At 71.4% G+C, this 25,983-nt stretch carries 25 protein-coding genes and 1 tRNA gene; 15 read left to right on the top strand and 11 right to left on the bottom strand.

The annotated features are described in order from the left end of the window. Positions 1-4: 4 nt before the first annotated feature. Positions 5-823 carry a PP2C family protein-serine/threonine phosphatase gene (locus J2W45_RS02525; RefSeq protein WP_310128760.1) on the bottom strand — a complete coding sequence of 273 codons (819 nt, stop codon included), beginning with the start codon at positions 821-823 and terminating at the stop codon, positions 5-7. Continuing rightward, positions 820-1,887, bottom strand: a complete 1,068-nt coding sequence (locus J2W45_RS02520; RefSeq protein WP_310128759.1) for a TerC family protein — start codon at positions 1,885-1,887, stop codon at positions 820-822. The genes J2W45_RS02525 and J2W45_RS02520 overlap by 4 nt, the downstream gene beginning before the upstream one ends. A 228-nt stretch (positions 1,888-2,115) precedes the next feature. Here J2W45_RS02520 and J2W45_RS02515 point away from each other — a divergent pair, with 228 nt between their 5' ends. The 3 genes from J2W45_RS02515 to J2W45_RS02505 all read left to right on the top strand — a co-directional run bounded on the left by J2W45_RS02515 (position 2,116) and on the right by J2W45_RS02505 (position 4,676). After that, positions 2,116-2,343 carry a KTSC domain-containing protein gene (locus tag J2W45_RS02515; RefSeq protein WP_310128757.1) on the top strand — a complete coding sequence of 76 codons (228 nt, stop codon included), beginning with the start codon at positions 2,116-2,118 and terminating at the stop codon, positions 2,341-2,343. A 117-nt stretch (positions 2,344-2,460) separates the two neighbouring features. Beyond that, the gene (locus J2W45_RS02510) at positions 2,461-3,276 is read left to right on the top strand and encodes an alpha/beta fold hydrolase (RefSeq protein ID WP_310128755.1); all 816 of its coding nucleotides are present in this window, start codon (positions 2,461-2,463) and stop codon (positions 3,274-3,276) included. Next, positions 3,273-4,676, top strand: coding sequence for a diguanylate cyclase (locus tag J2W45_RS02505; RefSeq protein ID WP_310128753.1), 1,404 nt, complete (start codon positions 3,273-3,275; stop codon positions 4,674-4,676). Before J2W45_RS02510 ends, J2W45_RS02505 begins: the two co-directional genes overlap by 4 nt. A gap of 792 nt (positions 4,677-5,468) precedes the next feature. Here the strand turns inward: J2W45_RS02505 and J2W45_RS02500 are convergent. From J2W45_RS02500 to J2W45_RS02490, 3 genes are all read right to left on the bottom strand, one after another. Further along, positions 5,469-5,544, bottom strand: a tRNA-Glu gene (locus tag J2W45_RS02500). Positions 5,545-5,649: 105 nt separating this feature from the next. Continuing rightward, the gene (locus J2W45_RS02495) at positions 5,650-6,552 is read right to left on the bottom strand and encodes a diacylglycerol kinase family protein (protein WP_310128751.1); all 903 of its coding nucleotides are present in this window, start codon (positions 6,550-6,552) and stop codon (positions 5,650-5,652) included. A 131-nt stretch (positions 6,553-6,683) separates the two neighbouring features. Then, complete coding sequence (locus J2W45_RS02490) at positions 6,684-8,840, bottom strand: heavy metal translocating P-type ATPase (protein ID WP_310128749.1); 2,157 nt, start codon at positions 8,838-8,840, stop codon at positions 6,684-6,686. Between the two features lie 86 nt (positions 8,841-8,926). Here J2W45_RS02490 and J2W45_RS02485 point away from each other — a divergent pair, with 86 nt between their 5' ends. Both J2W45_RS02485 and J2W45_RS02480 read left to right on the top strand, forming a co-directional pair. Continuing rightward, positions 8,927-9,565 carry an MBL fold metallo-hydrolase gene (locus J2W45_RS02485; RefSeq protein ID WP_310128746.1) on the top strand — a complete coding sequence of 213 codons (639 nt, stop codon included), beginning with the start codon at positions 8,927-8,929 and terminating at the stop codon, positions 9,563-9,565. Between the two features lie 13 nt (positions 9,566-9,578). Continuing rightward, positions 9,579-10,970, top strand: a complete 1,392-nt coding sequence (locus tag J2W45_RS02480) for a cryptochrome/photolyase family protein (protein ID WP_310128744.1) — start codon at positions 9,579-9,581, stop codon at positions 10,968-10,970. A gap of 11 nt (positions 10,971-10,981) precedes the next feature. On the opposite strand, the gene J2W45_RS02475 is transcribed toward J2W45_RS02480, so the two are convergent. Then, positions 10,982-11,245 carry a hypothetical protein gene (locus J2W45_RS02475; protein ID WP_310128741.1) on the bottom strand — a complete coding sequence of 88 codons (264 nt, stop codon included), beginning with the start codon at positions 11,243-11,245 and terminating at the stop codon, positions 10,982-10,984. Positions 11,246-11,317: 72 nt separating this feature from the next. On the opposite strand from J2W45_RS02475, the gene J2W45_RS02470 reads away from it, so the two are divergent. Together J2W45_RS02470 and J2W45_RS02465 are read left to right on the top strand one after the other, a co-directional pair. After that, a complete protein-coding gene (locus tag J2W45_RS02470; RefSeq protein WP_310128740.1) occupies positions 11,318-11,518 on the top strand; it encodes a hypothetical protein in 201 nt (66 codons plus the stop codon). A gap of 63 nt (positions 11,519-11,581) precedes the next feature. Further along, complete coding sequence (locus J2W45_RS02465; RefSeq protein ID WP_310128739.1) at positions 11,582-12,139, top strand: NERD domain-containing protein; 558 nt, start codon at positions 11,582-11,584, stop codon at positions 12,137-12,139. Here J2W45_RS02465 and J2W45_RS02460 read toward each other — a convergent pair. Then, complete coding sequence (locus tag J2W45_RS02460; RefSeq protein ID WP_310128738.1) at positions 12,102-12,980, bottom strand: alanyl-tRNA editing protein; 879 nt, start codon at positions 12,978-12,980, stop codon at positions 12,102-12,104. The genes J2W45_RS02465 and J2W45_RS02460 overlap by 38 nt on opposite strands. Before the next feature lie 63 nt (positions 12,981-13,043). On the opposite strand from J2W45_RS02460, the gene J2W45_RS02455 reads away from it, so the two are divergent. Then, the gene (locus J2W45_RS02455) at positions 13,044-14,009 is read left to right on the top strand and encodes a Dyp-type peroxidase (protein ID WP_310128737.1); all 966 of its coding nucleotides are present in this window, start codon (positions 13,044-13,046) and stop codon (positions 14,007-14,009) included. 83 nt (positions 14,010-14,092) lie between these two features. After that, entirely contained in the window at positions 14,093-14,374 is a 282-nt protein-coding gene (locus J2W45_RS02450; RefSeq protein ID WP_310128735.1) for a hypothetical protein, read from the top strand. 15 nt (positions 14,375-14,389) lie between these two features. Here J2W45_RS02450 and sufU read toward each other — a convergent pair whose 3' ends face one another. Next, positions 14,390-14,830, bottom strand: coding sequence for a Fe-S cluster assembly sulfur transfer protein SufU (gene sufU, locus J2W45_RS02445; protein ID WP_310128734.1), 441 nt, complete (start codon positions 14,828-14,830; stop codon positions 14,390-14,392). Then, positions 14,827-16,119, bottom strand: a complete 1,293-nt coding sequence (locus J2W45_RS02440; RefSeq protein WP_310128732.1) for a cysteine desulfurase — start codon at positions 16,117-16,119, stop codon at positions 14,827-14,829. The genes sufU and J2W45_RS02440 overlap by 4 nt, the downstream gene beginning before the upstream one ends. A gap of 140 nt (positions 16,120-16,259) precedes the next feature. Between J2W45_RS02440 and J2W45_RS02435 the strand changes: the two genes are divergently transcribed. The 3 genes from J2W45_RS02435 (at position 16,260) to J2W45_RS02425 (ending at position 19,041) form a co-directional block, all read left to right on the top strand. After that, positions 16,260-17,927 (top strand): HAD family acid phosphatase, encoded by a 1,668-nt coding sequence (locus J2W45_RS02435; RefSeq protein ID WP_310128731.1) that lies wholly within the window; start codon positions 16,260-16,262, stop codon positions 17,925-17,927. A 38-nt stretch (positions 17,928-17,965) separates the two neighbouring features. Continuing rightward, entirely contained in the window at positions 17,966-18,163 is a 198-nt protein-coding gene (locus tag J2W45_RS02430; RefSeq protein WP_310128730.1) for a hypothetical protein, read from the top strand. Between the two features lie 74 nt (positions 18,164-18,237). Continuing rightward, positions 18,238-19,041, top strand: coding sequence for an alpha/beta fold hydrolase (locus J2W45_RS02425; protein ID WP_310128728.1), 804 nt, complete (start codon positions 18,238-18,240; stop codon positions 19,039-19,041). A gap of 63 nt (positions 19,042-19,104) precedes the next feature. On the opposite strand, the gene J2W45_RS02420 is transcribed toward J2W45_RS02425, so the two are convergent. Both J2W45_RS02420 and J2W45_RS02415 read right to left on the bottom strand, forming a co-directional pair. Then, positions 19,105-20,508, bottom strand: coding sequence for an MFS transporter (locus tag J2W45_RS02420; protein WP_310128726.1), 1,404 nt, complete (start codon positions 20,506-20,508; stop codon positions 19,105-19,107). A gap of 113 nt (positions 20,509-20,621) precedes the next feature. Further along, positions 20,622-21,503 (bottom strand): oxidoreductase, encoded by an 882-nt coding sequence (locus tag J2W45_RS02415; protein WP_310128724.1) that lies wholly within the window; start codon positions 21,501-21,503, stop codon positions 20,622-20,624. A gap of 101 nt (positions 21,504-21,604) precedes the next feature. Between J2W45_RS02415 and J2W45_RS02410 the strand changes: the two genes are divergently transcribed. The 3 genes from J2W45_RS02410 (at position 21,605) to J2W45_RS02400 (ending at position 25,970) form a co-directional block, all read left to right on the top strand. Next, on the top strand, positions 21,605-22,486 hold the full coding sequence (locus J2W45_RS02410; RefSeq protein ID WP_310128722.1) for a helix-turn-helix domain-containing protein: 882 nt from the start codon (positions 21,605-21,607) through the stop codon (positions 22,484-22,486). A gap of 83 nt (positions 22,487-22,569) precedes the next feature. Next, on the top strand, positions 22,570-25,152 hold the full coding sequence (locus J2W45_RS02405; RefSeq protein WP_310128720.1) for a DUF4062 domain-containing protein: 2,583 nt from the start codon (positions 22,570-22,572) through the stop codon (positions 25,150-25,152). Then, entirely contained in the window at positions 25,149-25,970 is an 822-nt protein-coding gene (locus tag J2W45_RS02400) for a hypothetical protein (RefSeq protein WP_310128719.1), read from the top strand. Before J2W45_RS02405 ends, J2W45_RS02400 begins: the two co-directional genes overlap by 4 nt. Positions 25,971-25,983 lie beyond the last annotated feature (13 nt).

Here is a 25,983-nt window from a genome sequence, read left to right as displayed (position 1 = left end):
CGAACTACTCCCTCGGCTGCGTGTCTTCGAGCTCGCGGCCGCTTCCGCCGTCCGCGCGGTCACGCGTGTCGACGGGGGCCGGAGCGTCCTCCCCGGTCACCGATTCAACCACGATGACGGTGATGTTGTCGTGGCCGCCCGCCTCGTTGGCCGCGTCGACGAGGGCCGCTGCCGGGTCCTCGGGCGCTTCGGCGAGGATCTCGGCGATGCGCCGGTCGCTCAGCTCGCGCGTCAGCCCGTCGGAGCACACCAGGAAGATCTGGCGGCCCTGCTCCGGGATGAGCGCGCTGTCCGTGTCCACGAAGTCCTCGGCCCCGAGCGCCCGCGTGATGACGTTGCGCTCGGGATGCACGGCCGCCTGCGCCTCGGAGATCAGCCCCGCATCCACCAGCTCCTGCACGGCCGAGTGGTCGACGGTCAGCTGCCGCAGCTCCCGCCCGTCCCAGGAGTAGACGCGCGAGTCGCCGACGTTCACGACCATCCACTGCTCGGCGGCCAGCTCGGGCACCCGGACGCGCACGATGCCGGTGAGCGTGGTGCCCGCGACCGCCGCGCCGGACTCGTCGGCGCCGGACAGGGCGCGGACGGCCGCGTTCGCCTCGTCGATCGCCCGCACGACCTCGTCGGGCGTCGGCCGGGAGCCGGGCTGCAGGGTGCGGGCCAGGCTCTCGACCGCCGTGCGGCTCGCGAGGTCGCCGCGCGCGTGGCCGCCCATCCCGTCCGCCACGACGAACACCGGGTCCTGCGCCAGAGCGCTGTCCTCGTTGACGTGCCGGACCGCACCCGTGTCGCTGCGGACGCTCACGCCGACGAGAGAGCTCATGTGCGGGGGTCCTCCTGGGTGCCGTCGACGGCCGCGTTCTCGGTGTCGTCCTCTTCGGTGTCGTCGCCGTGGATGGCCGCGGCGACGGTGGTGCCGCTCATCCGCAGCTTCACCAGACTTGCAATCGTAGCGACAACCATCGCACCGACGATGACCGCGAGGGACGTCCAGGTGCTGATGTCGGGCGCCCATTCGATGTGCTCGCCGTTGTTGATGAACGGCAGCTCGTTCTCGTGCATCGCATGGAACACGAGCTTCACGCCGATGAAGGCGAGGATGAACGCGATCCCGTACTTCAGGTACACCAGCTTGTCGAGCAGGTGGCCGAGCAGGAAGTACAGCTGACGGAGGCCCATCAGGGCGAAGACGTTGGCGGTGAAGACGATGAACGGGCTCTGGGTGATGCCGAAGATCGCGGGGATGGAGTCCAGCGCGAACAGGAGGTCGGTCGTCCCGAGAGCCAGGAACACGATGATCAGCGGCGTGAACATCCGCCGCCCGGAGACCGTCGTCCGGAGCTTGTTGCCCTCGTACTGCGTCGACACCTTCAGGTGACGGCGGGCGAACTTGATGAACCAGGAGTCCTCGGCGCCCTCGTCGTCGTGCTTGCTGAAGGCCTGGTTGAACGCCGTCCACAGCAGGAAGGCGCCGAAGATGTAGAAGATCCAGCTGAAGCTCGCGATCAGGCCCGCGCCGAGGACGATGAAGACGCCGCGGAAGATCAGCGCGAGGATGATGCCCACCATGAGCACCTCCTGCTGGTACTTCCTGGGCACCTTGAACCTCGCCATGATGATGACGAAGACGAACAGGTTGTCGATGCTCAGGCTGTACTCGGTCAGCCAGCCCGCGAGGAACTGGCCAGCGTGCTCCGCATCCCCGATCACGAGCATGAGCAGGGCGAAGATCAGCGCGAGGGCGACGTAGAACGACACCCAGAGAGTGGACTCGCGCGGGCTCGGGATGTGCGGCCGCTTGTACACGTAGAGCAGGTCGAACGCCAGGATCAGCAGCAGGACGATGAACGACGTGATCTCGAACCAGGCGGGCAGGGCCAGATGCATGGAAACCTCTCGAAGGGCGCGGGCTACGGCCGAAAGTCTCTCCCGCACCGTACGGTGCCGCTGCGCCCGGGTCCGCCGTCGTGACGGGCCGTGATGACGTGCACAGCGCCGGCCGTCGCTCCGCGTCGCCGCGGGCGGGGCCGTCCGGGATACTCCCCTTCGCTGGAGCAAGCCTAGCGGGACGGGCGGCCCGGCGTAGTGTTCGGCTCGAAGATCGGGAGGAGCAGCGTGGAGCGGGAGTCGTTCGACAGCTCGGTGATCGCGTCCGCCGGATACGACCCGGCGCTGCGGACGCTGGAGGTGCAGTTCGTCTCCGGCGAGGTCTACCGGTACTTCCTCGTGCCGGCGAGGGTCTGGCGCGACCTCCGGTCGGCGGAGTCGGCCGGTGCGTACTTCAACGCCGAGGTGCGCGACCACTACCCGGAGGAGTGGATGCCGGGTGCGGCCACCCGGTGATGTGGGCGCCGCCCGCGACCGGCGGGTAGGCTCGGGGATGCGGATACGGCGGGAGAGCGCCGGGAGGGACCGGTCCTCGCACCCGTATCGGTGTGTGAATGACAGAGGGGACCGCGCATGACGCGATCGACCGAGACCGTCGACGTGGTGCGACGCAACAACGTGCGGGAGTACGGGAACCCGGCCGGACGTCCGATCGTGTTCGCGCACGGATTCGGCTGCAGCCAGGAGGTCTGGCACGCAGTCATCCCGTACTTCTCGGACGACTACCGCGTGATCGTGTTCGACCATGTCGGCGCCGGACACTCCGATCTCGCTGCCTACGACCGCGCCAAGTACGACTCGCTGCACGGGTACGCGGACGACCTGCTCGAGATCGTCGAAGCTTTCGACCTCGACGACGTCGTGCTGGTCGCGCACTCCGTGAGCGCGATGATCGGCGTGCTCGCCGCCAACCGCTCCCCCGAGCGCTTCGGCCGGCTCATCCTCGTGGGCCCGTCGCCCCGGTACACCGACGACGACGGCTACGTCGGCGGCTTCACCCGTCCCGACATCGACGGGCTGCTCGACGCCCTCGATGTCAACTACCTGGGCTGGTCGGAGACGATCGCACCGATCATCGCCGGCAACGTCGACCGGCCGGAGGTGGGGGCGGAGCTCACCGCCAGCTTCTGCCGCACCGACCCGGTCATCGCCGGGCACTTCGCCCGGGTGACGTTCCTCTCCGACAACCGCGCCGACCTCGCCGCCGTCAGCGTGCCGACCGTCGTGCTGCAGTGCTCCGACGACGCGATCGCGCCGGAGGCCGTCGGGCGGTACGTGCACGACGCCATCCCCGGCAGCGAGTTCGTGCAGCTCAGCGCGAGCGGGCACTGCCCCAATCTGTCCGACCCCGAGGAGCTCGCCCACGCGATCCGGAGCCGCCTTCGATGACCGACCCGACCGCGACCTCCGTGCCGCCGGTCTCGCCGGACGAGCTGTACGACCGGGCCCCCTGCGGGCTGCTGACCCTCACCGAGGCGGGCCGCATCGTGCGGGTGAACGCCACGTTCTCGGCCTGGACCGGCATCACGCCGGAGCAGCTGACCGGCACCCCGCTGAGCGACCTGCTCGAACCGGGTGCGCGGATCTTCTACGAGACGCGCTTCGTGCCGATCCTGCACCTCGAGGGCGAGGTGCGCGAGGTGGCGCTCGCCTTCCGCACGACGCGGGATGCGGCGCTGCCCGTCCTCGTCAACGCCGCGGTCGACCGCGGCGGTGCGACGCCGCTGGTCCACGTCGCCGTGTTCGATGCCAGCCGCCGGCAGGACTACGAGCGCCAGCTGCTGACGGCCCGGCGGATCGCCGAGAGCTCGGAGGCGCGCACGCGCGTGCTGCAGAACGCCACGACGGCGTTCGGCGAGAGCGAGACCGTGGAGCGGCTGGCGCAGGCGCTGGCGGAGAGCGCCCGGGAGGCACTCGGAGCCGCTGCCGCCGCCGTCTTCCTCGACGACCACCATCCCCGGGTCGCCGGAGGGACGGTCCCGCTCGACCCCGACCTGCTGCCCGGCGGCGTGCCGCCCGAGGCCCTGGCCGCCGACGGCATCCTCACCTGGACGGTGCGCGACGGCCAGCAGCATCCCGACGCCGCCTCCGCGTTGCGGGCGGCCCGTCTGGACACGATCCTCACCGTTCCGCTGCTCCAGGCCGGCACGCCGATCGGGACGCTGGCCTGCTACTTCTCGCGCCCTCCGGAGCTCGACGACCACGCCACCGACCTGCTCCGGTCGCTGTGCCGCCAGGCGGCGCAGACCGTGGCCCGGCTCCGGCTGCAGGCGCAGCTCGCCGCCATCGCCCTGCACGACCCGCTCACCGGGCTCGCCAACCGGGTGCTGCTGCGGACACACATCGCGGCCAGCGTCACGGCGGCGATCGAACGTCAGGAGCCGCTCGCGCTCATCTTCGTCGACCTGGACGACTTCAAAGCGGTCAACGACGACCTCGACCACACCGCGGGTGACACGGTCCTCAAACTGATCGCCGCGCGTCTCAGCAGCGCGGTCCGCGGCGACGACCTGGTCTGCCGGTACGGCGGCGACGAGTTCATCATCGTGTGCCGCGACACCGACCACGAGCGTGCCGCAGCCATCGCGGAGCGCATCCGGGTCGCCATCAAGCAGCCCCTCCACGACGACGGCTGGACGCGCACCATCACCGCGAGCGTCGGAGTGACGGTGCACACGCCCGGGCACTCGCGCGTGCTCGACGGCCCGGAACTGCTCCGCGTCGCGGATAAGGCGATGTACCGGTCGAAGGACCGCGGGAAGGACCAGGTCAGCGTCATCGCGCTGTGAGAGGGCCCGGGCCGGCGCCACCGCTCGAGCGGGAAAAGGCGCTCCCCTGAAAATGAAGAGAAGCGGCTGCTCAAGGCCGCGAGGAAACTCTCGCTCAGAGCTCCCGAATGTGTAACAACGAGCGGATGTTGAGTTGGCGTCGTAGCGACGCATCTTCGAGCCCATCCACGACGACAGAGCCACCGACCCATGTCGCTCCGGACATCTCCACCAGACGCTTGCACGCCCTCGCTTGTGCGCCTGTGGCGATCCAGTCGTCGACGAAAAGCACTCGATCGCCTGACTGCATCCGTGACCGACGGACACCCAACTCGAGGTGACGGTCCCGATAGTCGGGTGCAGTCGAAGTTCTCCACCACGCATCACTATCCGCCGAGGGAGATGGGTTCTTTCGAACCTCTGCGAATCCGACGCCGAGACTGTTCGCCGTCAGGACACCGAGCAGGCTACCTCGCGATTGCGTTCCCATCACGAGATTAGGCTCCTCGGTCTCGAAGAGGCCGCCTAAGGCGCCACCGAGGTCACCGAGAATCGACGCATCGCGCCACCAGCCGGTCACATCCGCTCTGTAGTCGGGATCGGTTCGATCTCCAAGCCACCGAAAAGTCGCTATCAACCGGGGACGAAGGTCTGACACCAGCGAATCATCGCATATGCATCGGGTGGCCCAAACGAGAAGGCGGGGGATGAAGTCGAATGTCGCCGAATCGCTGCCACGAACCCGCTTTGCGACACCAGCGAGCGTCAAAGAAAAAAGCCCGCTTCCCTGTGTTTTCAAGGGAAGCGGGCTGTTGGTGACCCCAGCGGGATTTGAACCCGCGTTACCGCCGTGAGAGGGCGACGTCCTAGGCCGCTAGACGATGGGGCCGTCTGGCAACTAGAAGATCATGCCACAGATGGCGGGTGCGTGCCAAAACGGGACGGGCGTCCCGGGCGCGTCGCGAGGGGCTCCCCTGCCCTGCGTGCCGCCCGGTCACGCCAGGACGCGCAGCGCCCCGGGCACGACCGTCACCTCGATGGGCAACGGGCCGATGCGCTCGCCGTCGGCGTAGGCGATCACGTCCGCCGCCTCGATGCGGACGCTGGTCACCGGCAGGATGGTCACCTCCGGCAGGTCGGTGTGCTCGCCGCGGAACACCTTCGGGAACATCCGCAGGAACCGCAGCCGCGACATCCGCTCGACGATGAACAGGTCGAGGCGGCCGTCGGCGAGGTCCGCGTCCGGCACGATGCGCATCCCGCCGCCCAGTGAGCGGTTATTGGCGACGGAGACCAGCATCGCGCGCACCTCGATGGTCCGGCCGTCGGCGTGGATGCGGTAGGCGCGCGCCTTCAGCGTGGCGAGCTCGCGCAGCAGTGCGACGACGTAGCGGCTCCGGCCGCGCGGACGCGTCATCAGGTTGGCGCGCTCGTTCACGGTCGCGTCGAAACCGGCGGAGACGACGCACCCGAACCAGGTCGTCAGCTCGCCGTGGCGGATGGTGCCCGCGTCGATGACCCGCGGCTCCCCCTCCAAAGCGGCCAGGAGCCGGTCGATCGCGGCCTCCGTGTCGTCGACGGGGATGCCGAGGCCGTCGGCGAGGTCGTTCCCGGTTCCGCTCGGGACGATGCCCAGCGGCATGCCGGTCTGGGCGACCAGGTCGATCCCGAGGTTGGCCATGCCGTCGCCGCCGACCACGACCAGCGCGTCGGCGCCCTCACGCAGGACCGCGGCGGTCTCGCGGCGCAGGAGCTCGATGTTGGCCTCGTCCATCGCAACGACGCGGTGGCCCGCCGCGCGCAGGCGCTCCACCACGCGCGGGCCGACGTCCCGTCGATGGCCGAAGGAGGCCATCCGGTTGACCGCGACGACGACGGCCCGCGAAGTTGCAGTCACAGTGCACGATGATGGCACATGCGCGCTCGCGGGCCGCGACGGCGCGGCCGCCCGGCGGTTCGGCCGCTCGGCGGTTCGGCTACTCGGCGGTTCGGCTGCCCGGCGGTTCGGCTGCCCGGCGGTTCGGCTACTCAGAGGCGCAGCCGGCGGAGCAGTTGCGCGTTGAGCGCCACCACGATGGTGGAGAGCGACATGAGCACCGCACCGAATGCGGGCGACACGACGATGCCCGCGCCGATGGCGACGCCGGCCGCCAGTGGCAGCGCGATCACGTTGTACCCGGTGGCCCAGCCGAGGTTCTGCAGCATCTTGCGGTAGGTGGCGCGGGAGAGCGTGATGACCGCGGCGACACCTCTCGGGTCGCTCGACGCCAGGACGACCCCCGCCGACTCGATGGCGACGTCGGTGCCCGCGCCGATGGCGATGCCGACGTCCGCCTGCGCGAGCGCCGGGGCGTCGTTGACGCCGTCGCCCACCATGGCGACGCGCGACCCGTCCGCCTGCAGCCGCGCGACGGTGCCGGACTTGTCACCCGGCAGCACCTCGGCGAAGACCTCGTCGATTCCGAGCTGGGCGGCGACGGCCGTCGCCACCGCGCGCGAGTCGCCGGTCAGCATGGCCACGCGGACGCCGCGCTCGCGCAGCGAGCGGACGGCCTCCTGCGACTCCGGACGGACGACGTCGGCCAGGGCGATCACGCCGAGGACGCGGTCCGCTGCGAGCACGTAGACGACGGTCTGACCGGCGGCCCCCGCTCTGTCCGCCGCCTCGGCGACGACGCCGGAGACCTCGAGCCCGCGCTCGGCGAGCAGCCGGGGCGCTCCGACGGTGACGGTGCCCTCCGCGCCGACGACCGCCGAGGCGCCACGTCCGCCGAGCGCCTCGAAGTCGGACACCGGAACAACGGAGAGACCGCGGCTGCGCGCCTCGCGCACGATGGCCGCGCCGATCGGGTGCTCCGCCGGCGCCTCGACGGACGCGGCGAGCGCCAGGAGCCGGTCGTCGTCGCCGTCGGCGGCGGACACCGCGACGACGCCCTGCCTGCCCTCGGTGAGGGTGCCGGTCTTGTCGAACAGGACGACGTCGATGCGCCGCGCGTCCTCCATCGCATGCCGGTCCCGGATCAGCAGGCCCTTGCGGGCGCCGAGCGCGGTCGAGATCTGGGCGACCAGCGGGATCGCGAGTCCGAGGGCGTGCGGGCAGGCGATGATCAGCACCGTGACCACCCGCTCCAGGATGAACGCTGGATCGCCGGGGCGGATGATCGTCCAGGCGATCAGGGTGACCACCGCGACGGCGAGCGCCACGTAGAAGAGCCACGCCGCCGCGCGGTCGGCGAGCACCTGCGCGCCCGACTTGCTGGCCTGCGCGTCGGCGACGAGCTTCATGATGCCGGCGAGGGCGGTGTCACCGCCCGTGCGCCCCACCCGGACCACGAGGGATCCGCTGCCGGAGATGCTTCCGGCCACCACCTGCTCCCCCGGACCCCGGGTCACGGGCTTCGACTCGCCGGTCAGCAGCGACTCGTCGATGTCGCTGCGGCCGTCCACGATCTCGCCGTCGGCGGGCACGGCGGCGCCCGGACGGACCCGCACCAGGTCGCCGACGCGGAGGTCGCCGACCGGGACGGTCTCGGGCTCCGCGTGCGGATCGGGAACGCGCTCGGCGGTGTCCGGCAGCAGCTTCGCGAGCTCGCCCAGCGCATCCTGAGCGCCCATCACCGCGGACATCTCGATCCAGTGGCCCAGCAGCATGATCAGGATGAGGGTGGCCAGCTCCCACCAGAAGTCCATCCCGGGGAGGCCGAGGGTCACCGCGACGCTGTAGCCGAAGGCGACGACGATGGCGAGGGAGATGAGCGTCATCATGCCCGGCTGCTTCGCCCGGAGCTCGTCCACCGCCCCGCGGAGGAAGACCAGACCGCCGTAGAAGAAGATCACGACGCCGAAGACGGCGGGAATGTACTGGCTGCCCGGGAAGCGGGGGCCCGAGAGGCCGAGGATCTCCTGCAGGCCCTGCGAGAAGACGAGGGTCGGGATGGTCAGGACGAGCGTCAGCCAGAACTTGCGCCGGAAGATGGCCGGGTCGTGGCCGGCGTGCCCGGAGTGGTCGTGGCCGCCGTGGCCCGCATGGTCGTGGTGACCCGCGTGGTCGTGAGCGCCGTGACCCTCGTGTCCGGTGTGCTCGGCGTGCTCATGACCCGCGTGAGCCGAATGATCGTGACCGGCGTGCGCCGACTGGTCGTGCTCCGCGTGGTCGACGGCGGTGTGCTCGTTCATGTCGTCCATATCGCCTCCAACAGTACCCCCCAGGGGTATATTCCTCAACCGCCCTGCGCTTGCGTGCGCATCCCATCCGGTATTTCCTAAGAGCCATGAGACTCACGAAGTTCGAACACGCCGGTCTGCTCCTCGAACAGGACGGCCGCAAGCTGTTCATCGACCCCGGAAGCTTCACCTCTCCGCTGACGGACACCGCGAACGCGGTCGCCATCGTCATCACCCACGAGCACCCGGACCACTGGACCCCCGAGCAGCTGAACCGCGTCCTCGAGCTCTCCCCCGACGCCACGATCTACGCGCCGGAGGGCGTCGCGGCAGCCGCCACGGACTTCGAGATCACCGTCGTCCACCCGGGCGACACCGTCGAGGCGGAGCCCTTCACGCTGCGCTTCTTCGGCGGACGTCACGCCGTCATCCACGAGAGCATCCCCGTCGTCGACAACGTCGGCGTGCTGGTCGACGACACCCTCTACTACGCGGGCGACTCGTTCTTCGTGCCGGAGGGGGTCGAGGTCGACGTGCTCGCCGCACCGGCCGGCGCACCGTGGATGAAGATCGCGGAGACGATGGACTACGTGCTCGCGGTGAAGCCCAAGCGGAGCTTCCCCATCCACGAGATGGTGCTCTCGCGGGCCGGCAAGGACATGGCGAACGGTCGTCTGCAGTGGGCGACCGAGCAGAACGGCGGCACCTTCTACGCGTTGGAGCCCGGCGACTCCCTCGACCTGTGAGCCCGGCGCGACCGTGAGCTCCCCCCGCGAGCAGGACCGGCCGGCGGTCGTCTGGTTCCGCGACGACCTGCGCATCGCCGACAACCCGGCGCTCCACGCCGCCGCGGAATCCGGGCGTCCGGTGATCTGCGTCTTCGTCTGGGACGAGGAGACGCCCGACCTGCGCTCGCCCGGCGCGGCGAGCCGCTGGTGGCTGCACCACAGCCTCGCGGCCCTCGCCGAGTCGCTGCAGGGCATCGGCGCCTCCCTCACGCTCCTCCGCGGTGCGTCCGAGTCGACGATGGCGCACCTGCTGACGGAGACGGACGCCGCGGCGGTGTTCTGGAACCGGCGCTACGGCGGGGTCGAGCGCCGCATCGACGAAGCGGTGAAGACCGCCGCGCGCGACGCAGGTCTCGAGGCGACCAGCTTCGGCGCGAACCTGCTGTTCGAGCCGTGGACGATCCGCACCGGCCAGGGCACCGCGTTCTCGGTGTACACGCCCTTCTGGCGCGCCTGCCTGGCGGCCCCCTCCCCGCGCAAGCCCGGCCCGGCGCCGCGCTCTCTGCGGGCCGGCAGCCTGCCATCGGGCTTCGGTACGGTGGAACTGGACGACCTCGGACTGCTGCCCACCCACCCAGACTGGGCGGGCGGCCTCCGCGAGGCGTGGATCCCGGGCGAGAAGGCCGCGCACGACCAGTTGCGGAGCTTCCTCGCCGACGACCTGGCCGCATACAAGAAGGAGCGCGACGTGCCCGGCGTGGACGGGACCTCCCGTCTTTCGCCGCGTCTGCGCTGGGGCGAGCTGAGCCCGCACCAGGTCTGGCACGCGACGAACGAACGGCGCGACCACTCGACCGCCGAGGGCGCGTCGACCTTCCAGGCCGAACTGGGCTGGCGCGAGTTCGCCTATCACACGCTCTTCGAGCATCCCGATATCGCGACCGTGAACATCCATCGTGAGTACGACTCCTTCCCGTGGCCCCGGCTGCATCCGTCCGCACTGCGGGCCTGGCAGAAGGGTCGCACCGGCGTGCCCCTGGTGGATGCCGGAATGCGGGAACTGTGGACAACCGGCGTCATGCACAACCGGGTGCGCATGGTGACGGCGTCGTTCCTCATCAAGAACCTGCTCATCGACTGGCGGCACGGCGAGCAGTGGTTCTGGGACACGCTGGTGGACGCCGACCCCGCGAACAACCCGTTCAACTGGCAGTGGGTCGCGGGGAGCGGCGCGGACGCCGCACCCTACTTCCGGGTGTTCAACCCGGAGCTGCAGCGCGAGAAGTTCGACGGGCGGGGCGACTACGTGCGCCGCTGGGTGCCGGAGTGGGACACCGGAGAGTATCCGGAGCCGATCGTCGACCTCAAGGAGACACGGCAGGCGGCGCTCGCCGCATACGACGCGGTCAAGCGCTCACGCTGAACGGGACGGGCTCAGCGCCCGTGCTCGGCCAGGATCTGGTCCACGTCGATCTGCCGCAGCAGGGCGTCCCAGTCGATCGAGCGCGCCTCCTCGGCGAGCTCCTCCTCGGCGAGCACCCGGCCGCTGCGCTCCACGACGATGCCCTCGGGCAGCATCCGGTTCAGCTCGGCCAGGATGGCGTCGTCGACGGCCTCCGTGTCGAAGTCGGCCCCGACCCGGGCGAGGTAGTCGCCGGAGACGGTGTAGGAGACGATCCCGGTTTCGATGCGGCTCATGCTCCGCATGTTAGCCCGTCCGGAGCCCGGCAGGTCAGATCCCACGGTCGGTGCGCGCGTACAGTGCCCGGCATGACCGATCGACCGGACGACACCGCAGTGCCCCGCGACGCCGACGACCTCGCCGACGCCGTGAGCCACCTGGGCAACACCGACACGGACCGGCTGGAGGCCGTGGCCGAGCACAACGAGTCGCTCGAGGAGCGCCTCCCGGACGACGCGGACCTGCCGCGCACGCACCCCCCGGCGGCCCCCTCCCCGGAACAGGGGTAGCCCCTCTCCCCTGTCCCCGGCTGGGGACTGGGGCGCGCGCTCTCCGCTCTGTACGGTTGCCGGGTGGGTGGACGGTGGATGCGCGAGCGCGAGGTCGGCACGCTGCTGACGCGCCTGCCCGAGGGGTGGAGCGCATTCCGCTCCGCGGCCGCCGCATCCGGCGCCCCCGCTACGGACCCCGACCACCTCGTCGTCGGTCCGGGCGGCGTGTTCGTGGTTCGGACGAGACGGCACCACCGGGCGCGCCTGACCGTCGACGACCGCTCGCTGGTGGCCGACGGCGTCAGGCAGCCGTCCCTGCGCGATGTCGAGCTGCAGGCCTCCCGTGTTCGCGGCCTCCTCTTCCGGGCCGGAGTGGAGACGCCTGTGCTGCCGGTGACCGTCGTGGTCGGCGCGCGCGAGCTGCGGATGCGCGCGATGCCCGCCCGGGCGGCCGTCCTCCGGTCGGAGAATCTGCTGCGCTGGCTGACGCACCGGCCGGCGTGCGTGGATACGGCGACGGTCGCGCGAGCCGTGGCGTTGTTCGCGGACCCGGCGAGCTGGCAGCCGCTGACGAAGCGCGACGATGAGCGCGTGTTCCCGCTCAGGCCGGTTCGGCGCTGGTCCGCATCGTCAGTGTGAGGGCGCCCTCCGCCTCCACGAGTTCGAGCGTCACCGTCACCGCGGCGAGCTCGGACAGGGAGTGCAGGTGCGTGCCGCCGCACGGGATCTCGATCACGCCGTCGGGCAGCTCGGCGCGCCAGCGCCGGCGCTCGCCCAGGCCGTGACCGTCGCCGTCGCGGGCGATCCCGACCGGCGCGCCGGTCGCCACCCACTCCGCGAGCAGGCCGTCGATCGTGGCCGAGAGCTCGTCGAGCCGGGCGGGCAGCTCCGCCGCGGCGAACCCCTTCTTGCGCAGGCTCTTCCCGATCCGGTACTCGTCGGTCGAGCCGTCCGGCAGGATGCGGGAGCTGGTGATCGCGAGCTGGTCGAAGTCGGGCCGGCCGCGACCATCCACCTTCACCTCCTTGGTCCAGAGGGGGCTGAGCGCCTCGTTGAGCGCCAGGGAGGCGAGGTGGCAGGCGGTGTGCCCAGTGGACAGGGCCCGGCGGTGCTCGGCGTCGGCGGAGACGGCGACGGTCGCGCCCTCCTCGAGCCCGGTCGCATCCTCGACGAGGTGGCAGACGACGAACGCCCAGCCCTCGGTTCCGGTGCGCACGGGCGCGTCGCCGACGAAGAGCGAGCCGCCGTCGGTGGCGCCGACCACCGCATCCACGATCGGGTAGGTGCGGTCGCCCAGGACGAGCTCCCCGGTGTCGGCCGGCTGATCCGGCCAGACCGGGTCGACGGGATGGAACGCGGTGCGGTCGAGCAGCACGGCCGTCCGCCCGTCGGGGAGGGGCTCCAGATGCACGACCGTCCCGGTCGCGGTGAGGTCGCCGTCCGGGTAGGTGACGACGGTGTCGGTGCTGGGGAGGCTCATCCCTCCAGCCTAGGGTCCGGCGGCCGGTGGCGACGCGACGGCCGGATACGGCAGCATGACGGTATGGCGAACACCGGCGACCAGCCCTGGCAGCGCGTTCCGATCGACCCGCAGAGCGTCGACGCCCCGCTCTCGCGCGCGGCGGTCTTCCTGATCGTGACGGTCGAGGACACCGCCGAGGCGCTCGCCACGGCGAAAGGGGTCCTCGGCGGGATCACCGACCAGGTGAAGACCGTCGGCTTCCGCGACCTCGGCGCCCGGCTGTCATGCAACGTGGGCATCGGCGCGGACTTCTGGACGCGGCTCACCGACACCGTCCCTCCGCGGGAGCTGCACCCCTTCCGCGAGATCGCCGGGCCGGTGCACACCGCCGTCTCGACGCCGGGCGACCTCCTGTTCCACATCCGCGCCGAGCGCGGGGACTTCACCTTCGAGCTCGAGCGCCAGCTCCTGAACGCCCTCGGCGATGCCGTGCAGGTGGTGGACGAGGTGGTCGGCTTCCGCTACTTCGACGCGCGCGACCTGCTCGGCTTCGTCGACGGCACCGCCAACCCGGCAGGCGGCGACATGGCCGCGGCGACCTGCGTCGGCGACGAGGACCCGGAGCACGCCGGCGGCAGCTACGTCGTCGTGCAGAAGTACCTGCACGACCTGTCGAGCTGGAACCGCCTGCCCGTGCCGTCGCAGGAGGGCGTGATCGGCCGCACGAAGGTCGAGAACATCGAGCTGCCGGACGCGGAGCACGGCCAGAAGTCGCACAAGACGCTCGCGACCATCGTCGACGAGGCCGGCGTCGAGCACGAGATCCTCCGCGACAACATGCCGTTCGGGCGCCCGGGCCACGGCGAGTTCGGCACGTACTTCATCGGCTACTCGCGGGCGCTCTGGGTGATCGAGCGGATGCTGCAGCGCATGTTCGTCGGGGATCCGGAAGGCAGCTACGACCGTATCCTCGACTTCTCCACGGCGGCCACGGGGACCACGTTCTTCGCGCCGACGCGCAGTTTCCTGGAGTCCCTCGGCGACTGACCGCGTCATGTGACGAAGGCTTTCGCAACAGGTCGTCATCTTCATGGCGCCCGCGGTCCGGCGCGCGGTACAAACGGTCGATCATGTCGCGCATCTTCACGAGCAAGTTCAACCCGGGCCGCGCCCGCTGGGAGCTGGTGGTCAGTCCCCAGGGCGACGTGTACGCCTTCCCGCTGACGCTGCCCATCGCCCAGCGGCAGGTTCTGGGCGGCCATCGGCGCTACCTCGTCGGGAGGGTCGCGAAGGGCACCCAGTCGTGGACGGCCGCCGGTCCGTCGGGACTCGTGTACGGCACGACGTTCCCGTCGCTGCCGTCGGCGCTGGAGGCGATCGCCGACGAGGCGGACCTGGCGCCGGTCCCCTGACCCGCGCGGGACCGGTCAGGCGGCGGACTTCAGGAGGGCGTCCTCCAGCGCCACCCACGGCAGCATCGCGCACTTGACGCGCGTCACGTACTTGGAGACGCCGGCCAGCGCGACGGCGTCGCCGAGCAGCTCCTCGTCGCCCTCGAGCGCACCCTTCGAGTGCATGAGCTCGCGGAACGCCCCGATGGACGCCGCGAGGTGCTCACGGTCGGTCTCCTGCACCAGGTCGCTCAGCAGCGACGCCGAGGCCGTGGAGATCGAGCAGCCGTGACCCTCCCATCCGATCGACAGGATGCGCCCGTCGGCCGCGGTGCGCACGCCGACGGTGACCTCGTCGCCGCAGGTCGGGTTGAACTGGTGCGACGAGGCCGCCTCGTCGCCGGCGAGCCCGAACCCGTGCTTCTCACGGGCGTGGTCGAGGATGACCTGCTGGTACAGGTTCTGCAGATCGCTCATCGGGCGGCTCCGTCCGTCACGCCGAAGAAGCCGCGGGAGTCGGCGATCGCCTGGACCGCCGCATCCACCTCGTCGGCCGTGTTGTAGAGGTAGGTGCTGATGCGCGTGCTGGCCGTCGCGCCGAACCGGCGGTGCACCGGCTGCGCGCAGTGGTGGCCGACGCGCACGGCGATGCCGCGGTCGTCGAGGAACTGGCCGACATCGTGCGCGTGGATGCCCTCCACCACGACGCTCGCCAGGCCCACGCGCGGGACGTCGGGCCCGGGACCGAGGATGCGCACGCCCTCGAGTTCGCCGAGGCCGGCCAGCAGCCGGCGCCCGAGCGCCTCCTCGTGCGCGGCGATCGCATCCATGCCCACCGCATCCAGGTAGTCGACGGCTGCGGCGAGAGCCACCGCCTGCGAGACGCGCTGCGTTCCCGCCTCGAACCGCTGCGGCGCCGGCAGGTACTCGGCGCCCTCCAGCGTCACCTGCGTGATCATCGAGCCGCCGGTGAGGAACGGCGGGAGCGCGTTCAGCAGCTCGCTGCGCCCGTAGAGCGCTCCGACTCCGGTGGGTCCGAGCATCTTGTGGCCGGAGAAGACGGCGAAGTCCACATCCAGCGCCGGGAGGTCCACCGGCAGGTGCGGGACGGACTGGCAGGCGTCGAGCACCACGAGGGCGCCCTGCGCGTGGGCCAGCGCCACGAGCTCCGCGACCGGGTTGATCGCTCCGAGCACATTGGACACGTGCGAGAAGGCGACGACCTTGGTGCGCTCGCCGATCAGGTCGGCGGCCTGGTCGAGCCGGAGCGCGCCGTCGTCGGTGAGCCCGATCACCCGGAGCGTCGCGCCGGTGCGGGCAGCGAGCTCCTGCCACGGGATGAGGTTGGCGTGGTGCTCCGCCTCCGTCACCACGATCTCGTCGCCGGGTCCCAGGCGGAAGCGCTCGGCGGCGGCGCCACCCCGTCCGAGGGATGCGTTGGACATGCCGTAGGCGAGCAGGTTGATGCCTTCGGTCGCGTTGGAGGTCCAGACCAGCTCGTCGGGTTGCGCGCCGACGAAACCGGCGACGCGTGCGCGGGCGTCCTCGAACAGCTCGGTCGCCTCCCCGGCGACGGTGTGGGCTCCGCGGTGCACCGCGGAGGTGTACCGCTCTGCGAACGCGCGCTCGGCGTCGAGCACCTGCCGGGGTTTCTGCGAGGTCGCGCCCGAGTCCAGGTAGACGAACGGGTGCCCGTTCACCTCGCGGGAGAGGATCGGGAAGTCCGCGCGGAGGGCGGACGTGTCGAGGACGGTGTCGGTGCGCATACGAGCGTCAACGTTAGCGGTGCCCGCTTCAATCCCGCTGGGTGTTGCGCATCCGCGCGCTTCCCTCTCCGGCAGGGGCGTGGGTAGGCTGCTTCCGGCCCCCGAACAGGGGCAGACGATCCGATGGCGAAGGTGCTCTCATGTCGACCACTCCCCCCACCTCCTCCCGCTTCCGCCGCGCGCTCCTCGGCGCCGCCGGAGCCCTCGCGCTCGTGCTCGGCGTCGGCCTCGCCGACGCCCCGGCCGCGCTCGCCTGGGATCCGGGCCCGGGCTCCGGCCACGGGAGCACGGCGCTCGCGCCGCGGACCTCCTTCGAGATGGCCCCGGACGGCTCGAGCGGGGCGACCCAGGGCGGCGAGGGCATCCCGAATATCGACTCGGTGAAGAAGACCATCGCCACGTACTACGGCGACCCCGGCACCGGCATCGCGAACAAGACCGCATCGCCCTACATCAGCGAGCTCGACGGCATCCTGGCGAAGCAGGAGGCGCAGCTGCAGGCGGGCTACGACCGGGCGGTGAAGCACGGCCAGAAGCCGGCGATCGTGCTCGACACCGATGACACCACGCTGTGGACGTACGACATGGAAGTCGCGGACATGCACTTCACCTTCAACCCGGCCGAGCAGAACGTCTGGGTGCAGGACCAGCGCTTCCCGGCCACCCCCGGGATGGTCGACTTCGCCAACCGGGCCGCCGCGATCGGGTACACGGTCTTCGGCCTGACCGGGCGCAACGACGACCAGAAGGCCGCGACCCTCGGCAACCTCGCGAAGGTGGGCTACACCGCCTTCACCGCCGACCGCTTCTACACGAAGTGGACCGGGAAGGGCGCCTCACAGCAGCCGTCGTACGTCACCTGTGCCGCCGCCAGCTGCACGACCGTCGAGTACAAGGCGCTCACGCGGAAGCACATCCAGGACCTCGGCTACACCATCACGCTCAACGTGGGCGACCAGTGGTCGGACCTGCAGGGCGGCTACGCGCAGGAGGCGCTGAAGCTCCCGAACCCGACGTACTACCTGCCGTCGCCCGACCTGCCCGGCGTCACGGAGCCGAAGCTCGCGCCCCGCACGCACTTCACGATGGCGCCGGACGGGTCGAGCGGGGCGACGCAGGGCGGTGAGGGCATCCCGAACATCGACTCGGTGAAGAAGACCATCGCCACCTACTACGGCGACCCCGGCACCGGCATCGCGAACAAGACCGCATCGCCCTACATCAGCGAACTCCGCGGCATCGTCCAGCGCCAGCTGCCCGTGCTCGCGGCGACCTGCTTCGTCGAGAAGAAGCTGCACAAGAACCCGGCGATCGTGCTCGACACCGACGACACCACCCTCTGGACGTACGACATGGAGGTGGCGGACATGCACTTCACCTTCGACCCGGTCGAGCAGAACGTCTGGGTGCAGGAGCAGCGCTTCCCCGCGACCCCGCACATGACGACGCTCGCGGCCGTCGCGCAGAAGGCCGGCTGCACCCTGATCGGCCTCACCGGACGGAACGACGACCAGAAGGCCGCGACCCTCGGCAACCTGGCGAAGGTCGGCTACACGGGCTTCACCGCGCAGAACTTCTACACCAAGTGGACGGGCGTGGGCGCATCCCAGCAGCCCTCGTACATCACCTGCGCGACGCCCAAGTGCACGACCATCGAGTACAAGTCGCAGACGCGGGCGCACATCGAGTCCCCCGCAGGCGGCCGGTACGACATCGTGGCGAACTACGGCGACCAGTTCAGCGACCTGATCGGCGGTCACGCCGACCGCACGGTCAAGCTGCCGAACCCCACCTACTACCTGCCGTGACCGACGTCCGCCCGGCCGTGCCCCGGTAGGCTCGGGGCATGGTCGAGCGGACGAACGGTTCCCCCTGGTTCTTCATCGTGGGGATCGTGCTCGTGGTCGTCGGACTCGCCGGTCCCCTGCTGGTGGATGCGGCGACGGGCGACGTCCAGTGGCTGATCCGCGGCGCGGGTGTGCTGGTCGCGATCGGCGGCGGCGTCCTCATCGGGTTCGGGGTGCGACGCCGGCAAGGGCGGTAGCCGCGCCTGGGTTTTCCTAACCGGGCCTGACCGCTTCCCGCCTCCGGGCGCGCCGGGGGCTACGCTGACGTGCCATGAGCACGCTCACCTCCCCCGACGGAAGCACCATCGCCTACGAGCTCGACGGGACGGGCTCCGTCCTGGTGCTCGTCGACGGGGCCATGTGCTTCCGCGACGCCGGCCCGATGCGCGGGATCGCCGCGGCACTCCGAGACCGCCTGACCGTCGTCCTCTACGACCGACGGGGCCGCGGGGCGAGCACGGACGCGCTCGCCGACCCGTCGGCGCGGGCCACGGCGGTCGCCCGCGAGATCGACGACCTGGGCGCCCTCATCGACGCGGCGGGCGGGCGCGCATCCCTGTTCGGGATGTCGTCGGGCGGCGCACTGGCGCTCGCGGCCGCCGCGGCCCTCGGCGCCGACCGGGTGCCGCGCGTCGTCGTGTACGAGCCGCCGTACCTGCCCGACCCGATGCTCCCCTCCGCCGAGGCCTACACCCGGCAGCTGCTCGCGGCGCTGGCGACCGACGACCGCACCGCCGCGGTCGAGCTGTTCCTGCGGCGCGTCGGCGTGCCGGAGGCCGGGATCGAGGGGATGCGGAACGCGCCCGGCTGGGACGCCACCCTCGCGCTCGCGCCGACGCTCGGGTACGACGACGCCGCGATGGGCGACAGCCGGGTGCCGGACGAACTGCTGCAAGCGATCTCCGTCCCCGTGCTGGGACTCGCCGGCGACCAGACGCCCAACTTCCTGCGGCTCGGCGCGGAGGGCGTGGCCTCCGGGGCGCAGAACGGCTCCTTCGAGCTGGTGGCCGGCCAGACCCACGACGTGTCCGGCGAGGCGCTGGCGCCGCACCTGCTCCGCTTCGTCACCGACTGAGGAGACGGAGGACGGCCCCGGCCGGCACGAAGTGCGCCGTCCGGGGCCGTCCCTTAAGCGGTGTCAGCCGCGCGCGGTCGCGCCCTCGCGCTCCGGCTCACGCGAGAATCCGCGGATCGGGCTCACGGCCTGCTCGGCCTCGTGGTCCGGTCCGAGCGCGATGCCGGTGCGGTCGCGCAACAGGAGCGTCGCGAGCAGGCCGAGCAGCGTCATCCCGGCCAGGTACCAGGTGACCGAGAGCGTCGTGCCCGTCGCCTGCACCAGCGCGGTCGCGATGGTCGGGGCGAACGCCCCGCCGAGGATCGCGCCGATCGCGTACGAGATCGACACCCCCGAGAAGCGGATGGACGCCGGGAACAGCTCCGAATACAGCGCCGCCTGCGGCCCGTAGGTGAAGCCGAGACCGATCGTGAGGATCGCGAGGCCCAGGAACAGAAGGAGCACGTTCCCCGTATTGACCAGCGGGAACAGGGCGAATACGCCGACCAGCTGCAGGATCCACCCGACGATGTACGTCGTGCGGCGGCCGATGCGGTCGCTCAGCCAACCGGCGAACCAGGTCGCGGCCAGCCACGTGATGGCCGACGCGGCGACCGCCCACAGCACCGGCCCGCGCTCGAGCTTGAGCGGACCCTCCGGGTTGGTCGCGTAGTTCTGGATGTAGCCACCGGTGGTCATGTAGCCCACCGCGTTGTTGCCCGCGAAGACGAACGCCGCGACGATCACGAGCAGGGCGTGCTTGCGGAACACCTGCACGATCGGCATGCGCGTGCGCTCACGACGCTCGGCGATCTCGGTGAACACCGGGCTCTCCTCGACCCGGCGGCGCACCCAGTAGCCGATCACGATCAGCACGACGGAGAGCAGGAACGGCACGCGCCAGCCCCAGGCCACGAAGGCGTCCCCGGGGGCGATGACGGTCATCAGCGCCATTGCGCCGGAGGCGAGCAGCAGGCCGAGCGGAACGCCGATCTGCGGGGACGCACCGAACAGGCCGCGGCGGGCGGTCGGTGCGTGCTCGACGGCCATCAGCACCGCGCCGCCCCACTCGCCGCCCGCGGAGATGCCCTGCAGCACACGCAGCAGGATGAGCAGGATGGGCGCGGCGATGCCGATCGCCTCGTACGTCGGCAGCAGACCCACCAGCGCCGTCGCGAGGCCCATCAGGATGAGGGTCACGACGAGCACCTGGCGCCGCCCGTAACGGTCGCCGAAGTGGCCGGCGAGGAAGGCGCCGAGCGGCCGGAACAGGAAGCTCACGCCGACGGTCAGGAACGACAGGACGGTCGCGAACTGCGGGCCGGCCGGCGCGAAGAACAGCTGGCCGAAGACGAGTCCGGCCGCCGAGGCGTAGATGAAGAAGTCGTACCACTCGACGGTGGTGCCGATCACTGTGGCGAAGACGACGCGGCGGCGGTCCGCTTGCGAGCGGATGCTGCCGGTGGGGGTGAAGGGGGATGTGCTCATCGTTGTGTACTCCCGGGGTGCGACATCGTTGTCCGGAGCGGCGCTCCGTGCGGCAATGATATACGATTTCGGATCCGACGCAACGGGTAGCTGACCGCATCCCCCTCCGTGCCTCAGCCGATCGTGTCGAGCTCCGCGATCGCGTCCTGGGGGAGCGCGAGTCCGGCGCCTGCGATGTTGTCGCGAAGGTGCGCCACGGACGAGGTGCCCGGGATCAGCAGGATGTTCGGCGAGCGCTGGAGCAGCCAGGCGAGGGCGACGGCGAGCGGCGTGGCCGACAAGCGCTGCGCGACCGAGGCCAGCACGTCCGACTGGAGCGGGCTGAAGCCGCCCAGGGGGAAGTACGGCACGTACGCGATGCCCTGGCTCGCGGTCAGCTCGATGAGCGCGTCGTCCTCGCGGTTGGCGATGTTGTAGAAGTTCTGCACGGTGACCACCGGGGCGATGGACTGCGCCTCGGCCAGCTGTGCGGCATCCACCGTGCTGAGGCCGAGGTGGCGGATGAGCCCCTCTCGCTGCAGGTCGGCGAGCGCGCCGAACTGCTCGGCCAGCGAACCCGGCTCGGGACGCTGGAAGCCGCCGACCCGGAGGTTGACGACGTCGAGCGCCTCCAGCCCGAGCGAGCGGAGGTTCTGGTGCACTTGGTCGCGCAGCTGCTGCGGCTCGCGCGCGTGGGGCCAATTGCCCTCCGCGTCGCGCTCGGCGCCGACCTTGGTGACGATGTGCAGGTCGTCCGGGTACGGGTGGAGGGCTTCGCGGATGAGCTCGTTGGTGATGTGGGGGCCGTAGAACTCGGCGGTGTCGATGTGGGTGATGCCCGCCTCCACGACCGCGCGCAGCACGGCGATGGCTTCGTCGCGGTCGGCGGGCGGTCCGAAGACGCCCGGCCCGGCGAGCTGCATGGCGCCGTACCCGACGCGGGTGAGGTCGAGGTCGCCGGCGCGGAAGACGCCGCCGGGGAGGTCGGTACGAAGGGACTGGTCGGAGGATGTCATGCCTTCACTCTGCGCCGGTCACGATCGGCCAGGCAGTGCCGCCGCGATCCTGGGGGCACGAGGACCTGGATGCGGTGATCCGGCGATCCTAGACTCTCGCCGTGGCCTCCTCCCGCTCCGAACCGAACTCCCTCGGCGAGTACCTCCGTGCCCGGCGCGAGCTGGTCGACCCGGCGTCCGTCGGTCTCCGCGTCACCGGCGTCCGGCGCACTCCCGGCCTGCGCCGCGAGGAGGTCGCCACGCTCGCCGGCATCAGCGCCGACTACTACCTGCGGCTGGAGCAGGGGCGCGACCGTCATCCCTCCGCCCAGGTGCTCACGGCGCTCGCGCGCGTCTTCGATCTGGACGCGGCCGCGACGGCGTACCTGCTGAGCCTCGCCGATCCGCAGCCGACCAGGGCGCGCCGACCGCCGCGCCGCACCGTGCCGGCCGGCATCCTGCAGCTCCTGGACGTCATCGACCTTCCGGCCTTCGTCGAAGACAGGATGTTCGACGTCCTGGCCGCGAACCCCTTGGCGACGGCCCTCTCCCCCAGCCTCCGGCCGGGCGCCAACCGGCTGCGCTCGGTGTTCCTCGACGAGGACGAGCGGGCGCTGTACCCGGAGTGGGAGCAGGCGACGGCGGGAATCATCGCCTCCTTCCGCGCCTCCATCGGCAGCGATGTCGACGATCCGCGCATCGCGCAGCTGGTGGGCGAGTTGTCGCTGAGCAGCGACCACTTCCGGCGCCTGTGGGCCCGCCACGACGTGAAGGGGCTCGGGGGCGGCGCGTCCCGGCTCGACCATCCGCGGGTCGGGATGCTGGAGCTCCGCCGCGAGAAGCTGCCCGTCGGCGACTCCGGCGGTCAGCTACTGGTGATCTACCACGCGTCGCCCGGGTCTGCCTCCGCCGCCGCGTTGCAGGCGCTGCGGGATGAGGTGGCGGCGGACGGCGCGGCCCCGACCGTGACCACGGCCTCGGCGGGTCGGTTGCGGGCGAAGTAGGGCGCGGTACCGCCGCGGATCAGCCGCTGTCCGGGGCGCATGCCCCCTGGTGCGAGAGCGGACCCGTGCAACAGAATGCGTGCATGAGCGCGACGCCTCGCGTGATCCGCACGCCGGACCAGAGGCTGCGGGTCTTCGTCAGTTCGACCCTCAAGGAGCTCGCCCCCGAACGCCGGGCGGCGCGGGCCGCCATCGAGCGCCTGCACCTCGCCCCCGTGATGTTCGAACTCGGCGCCCGCCCGCACCCGCCGCGCGAGCTGTACCGCGCCTACCTCGAGCAGAGCGACGTCTTCGTCGGCCTGTACTGGGAGCGGTACGGCTGGGTCGCCCCCGAGGAGCAGGTCTCCGGTCTCGAGGACGAGTACAATCTGTGCCCGCCCGAGCTGCCCCGGCTGATCTACATCAAGGATCCGGCACCGGGACGGGAGCCGCGGCTGTCGGAGCTCCTCGACCGCATCCGCAACGACGACCGGGCGTCGTTCAAGTACATCGAATCGCCCAAGGAGCTGCAGGTGCTGCTGGAGGCCGACCTGGCCATCCTGCTCGCCGAGCGGTTCGAGCTGAGCCGCGTCGCGACAGCGCCCGCGCAACCGGCCGTCACCGAAGCGCCGGCCGAGCCGCCGGCCCTGCCCGCTCCCCTGACCCGACTCATCGGGCGGGCGGCGGATGTGGAGGCGATCCGCGGGATGCTCGCGAGCGGCGCCCGGCTCATCACCATCACCGGCCCCGGCGGCATGGGCAAGAGCCGGCTGGCGCTCGCCGCGGCCGCCGATCCGGGCGACCGATCCCCTGACGGCGCCGTCTTCGTCGATCTCGCCCCTGCGCGCGACGAGAACGGGGTCATCGGCGCGCTCGCGCAGGCGCTCGGCGTGCGGGACACCGGGGACGCCCCTCTGGCCGACAAGGTGACGACGGCCCTCCGCGACCGCCGCCTGCTGCTCCTGCTCGACAACTTCGAGCAGGCGCTCCCGGCGGCGCCGGTCGTGACCGCCCTGCTCGCGGCCGCTCCCGGCACGGCGGCGATCGTGACCAGCCGCTCGCTCCTCCGCGTGGGCGGCGAGCGCCGGTACGAGCTCGGACCGCTGCCCGCCGACGATGCCGCCGCGCTGTTCGTGGAGCGGGCGCACGCCGTCCGCCCCGACTTCGAGATCACCCCGGAGAACGCCGACGACGTGGCGCGGATCTGCACGGCGCTGGACGGCCTCCCCCTCGCCCTCGAGCTGGCGGCCGCGCGCGTTCGTGTGCTTCCGCCCCGCGAGCTGGCGCGACGGCTCGACCGCCGCCTCCCCCTGCTCGTCGGCGGAGCACGCGACCTGCCCGAGCGGCAGCGCACCCTGCGGGCGACGATCGACTGGAGCGCCCAGCTGCTCGACCGTCCGGAGCGGGCGCTGCTCGCCCAGCTGGGCGTCTTCGAAGGCGGCTTCTCGCTGGAGGCGGCAGAGGCCGTCGCTGCGGCCGTGCCGGTGGACGGTGAGGTCGTGGACGTGCTGCCCGCCCTGGCCGCGCTGGTCGACAACAGCCTGGTCCGGCAGCACGAGGACGCCGACGCCGCACGGTTCTCCCTGCTCGCCACGGTGCGCGAGTACGCGCTGGAGCAAACGCAGCAGGACGGGACGCTCGACGCGGTGCGCGACGCCCACGCGGCGTTCTACCTCGCCCTCGGCGAGCGCGCCGACGCCGCCCTCGAAGGCGCCGCCCAGCACGACTGGGTGGTCCGCCTCGGGGCGGATACCGGGAACCTCCGTGCCGCCGTCCGCCACCTGCTCGACCGGCGCGACTGGCCGGGCGCTGCCCAACTCGCCTGGAGCCTCTACGTCTACTGGTGGATCGCCGGTCTGCTCGGCGAGGTGCGTGGCTGGATGGACGAGGTCCTCGCCGCCGACGAGCCGCTGGACGACCGCACCCGTGCGATCGCGCTGTACTTCACGCAGGCGATCACGTTCTGGCAGGACCCGGCCGGGACGGTGGCCGAGAGCCTCACCGAGAGCGCCGACCTGTTCCACCGCACCGGGGTCGACGACGGCGAGGCGCTGGCGCTCATCTCGCTCGCGCTCGCGGTACTCGCCTCCCCCCACCCGGACCCTGCCGCCGCCGACGACGCGATGGCGAGGAGCCTCGACCTCTTCCGGGGCTCCGGCGACCGCTGGGGCGAGGCGATGGCACAGGTGATGCTGGGGCGCGTGGCGCTGCTCCGTCAGCAGGTGGATGCGGCGCTCGCCCATTTCGAGCAGAGCCTGGAGCTGGCCCGCGACAACGGGGACGAGCTCGGCGTGACCATCGCCCAGCATCACCGCGGGTGGGCGCGTCTGCTGCTCGGCGACGCGGCCGGGGCCGCATCCGACTTCGCGGCTTGCCTCGCCCTGTCGAACCGGCTCGGTCATGCGGAGGGGATCGCCTACGGTCTCGAGGGAATGGTGGCGGTCGCTGCGCTCGCCGGCGACGCCCGACGAGCCGGCCGGCTCCTCGGCGCGTCGCGCTCGCTGCGGGAGCGGACCGGTCTGCACAACGTCCCGGCGTTCTCCTTCCACCAGCTCTTCGTCGACCGGATGCTCGCCGCGGGCGGCACGGCCGGAGTCGATGCGGAGACGTTCGAGGCGGCGGTCGCCGAGGGACGGTCGCTCCCGGCGGACCAGGCGGTCGCCGAGGCGGAGGGCCTGAGCCCGTGACCGACCGCGTGCACCCGTTCACGCGTGTCGTCGGCGCGATCATCATCCCGTTCCTGGTGGCCGCCGTCGTGCTGCTCTACCCGCTGGCCGACACCACGGACAAGCTGTTCGCCTGGACGATCCGGCCCCCGATCACGGCGATGCTCCTCGGCAGCGCCTACGTGGGCGGCATCGTGTTCTTCGTTCACGTGGTGCGTCCCAACCGCTGGCACGCCGTCCGTCACGGCTTCCCCGCCGTGCTGCTGTTCGCGACACTGCTCGCGGTCGCGACCTTCCTGCACTGGGACCGCTTCCACTTCGGGCACCTGTCGTTCATCGTGTGGGTGACGCTGTACGTGACGACGCCGTTCCTCGTGCTCGCCGCCATGATCGTCAATCGCGGCGAGGACCCCGGTCGCGCCGTCGCCGAACCGGATACGACGCTCCCGCGGTGGCTGCGCATCCTGCTCGCCCTGATCGGCCTCTGCTCGCTGGTCGTCGGGCTGGTGCTGTTCGTCGCCCCCCAGCTCGCCATCTCGATGTGGGCGTGGCCGCTGACACCCCTGACCGCCCGGGTCTGCGGCGCCATCCTGACACTCCCCGGCATGGTCAACGTGTGGATGCTCGGCGACGCGCGCTGGAGCGCGTTCCGCCAGATCTTCCAGGCGCAGCTGGTGAGCCTCGCCGCGATCCTCCTGGCGCTCCTGCTCCGCGGCGGCGAACTGCTATGGTCGCGCCCCTCCGCCCCGCTGCTCGTGTGCGGTCTGGCGGGCGCGTTCGTCGTGTACCTCGCCCTCTACGTCTGGGCGGAGCGGCGGCGGGTGACGGCGGCGCGCTGATGGCGGCGCCGCC

Source organism: Leifsonia shinshuensis (genome assembly GCF_031456835.1).
Taxonomy (GTDB): Bacteria; Actinomycetota; Actinomycetes; order Actinomycetales; family Microbacteriaceae; genus Leifsonia; species Leifsonia shinshuensis_C.
The sequence above is the reverse complement of the archived record's forward strand: the minus strand, read 5'-3'. Positions and strand labels throughout refer to the sequence as shown.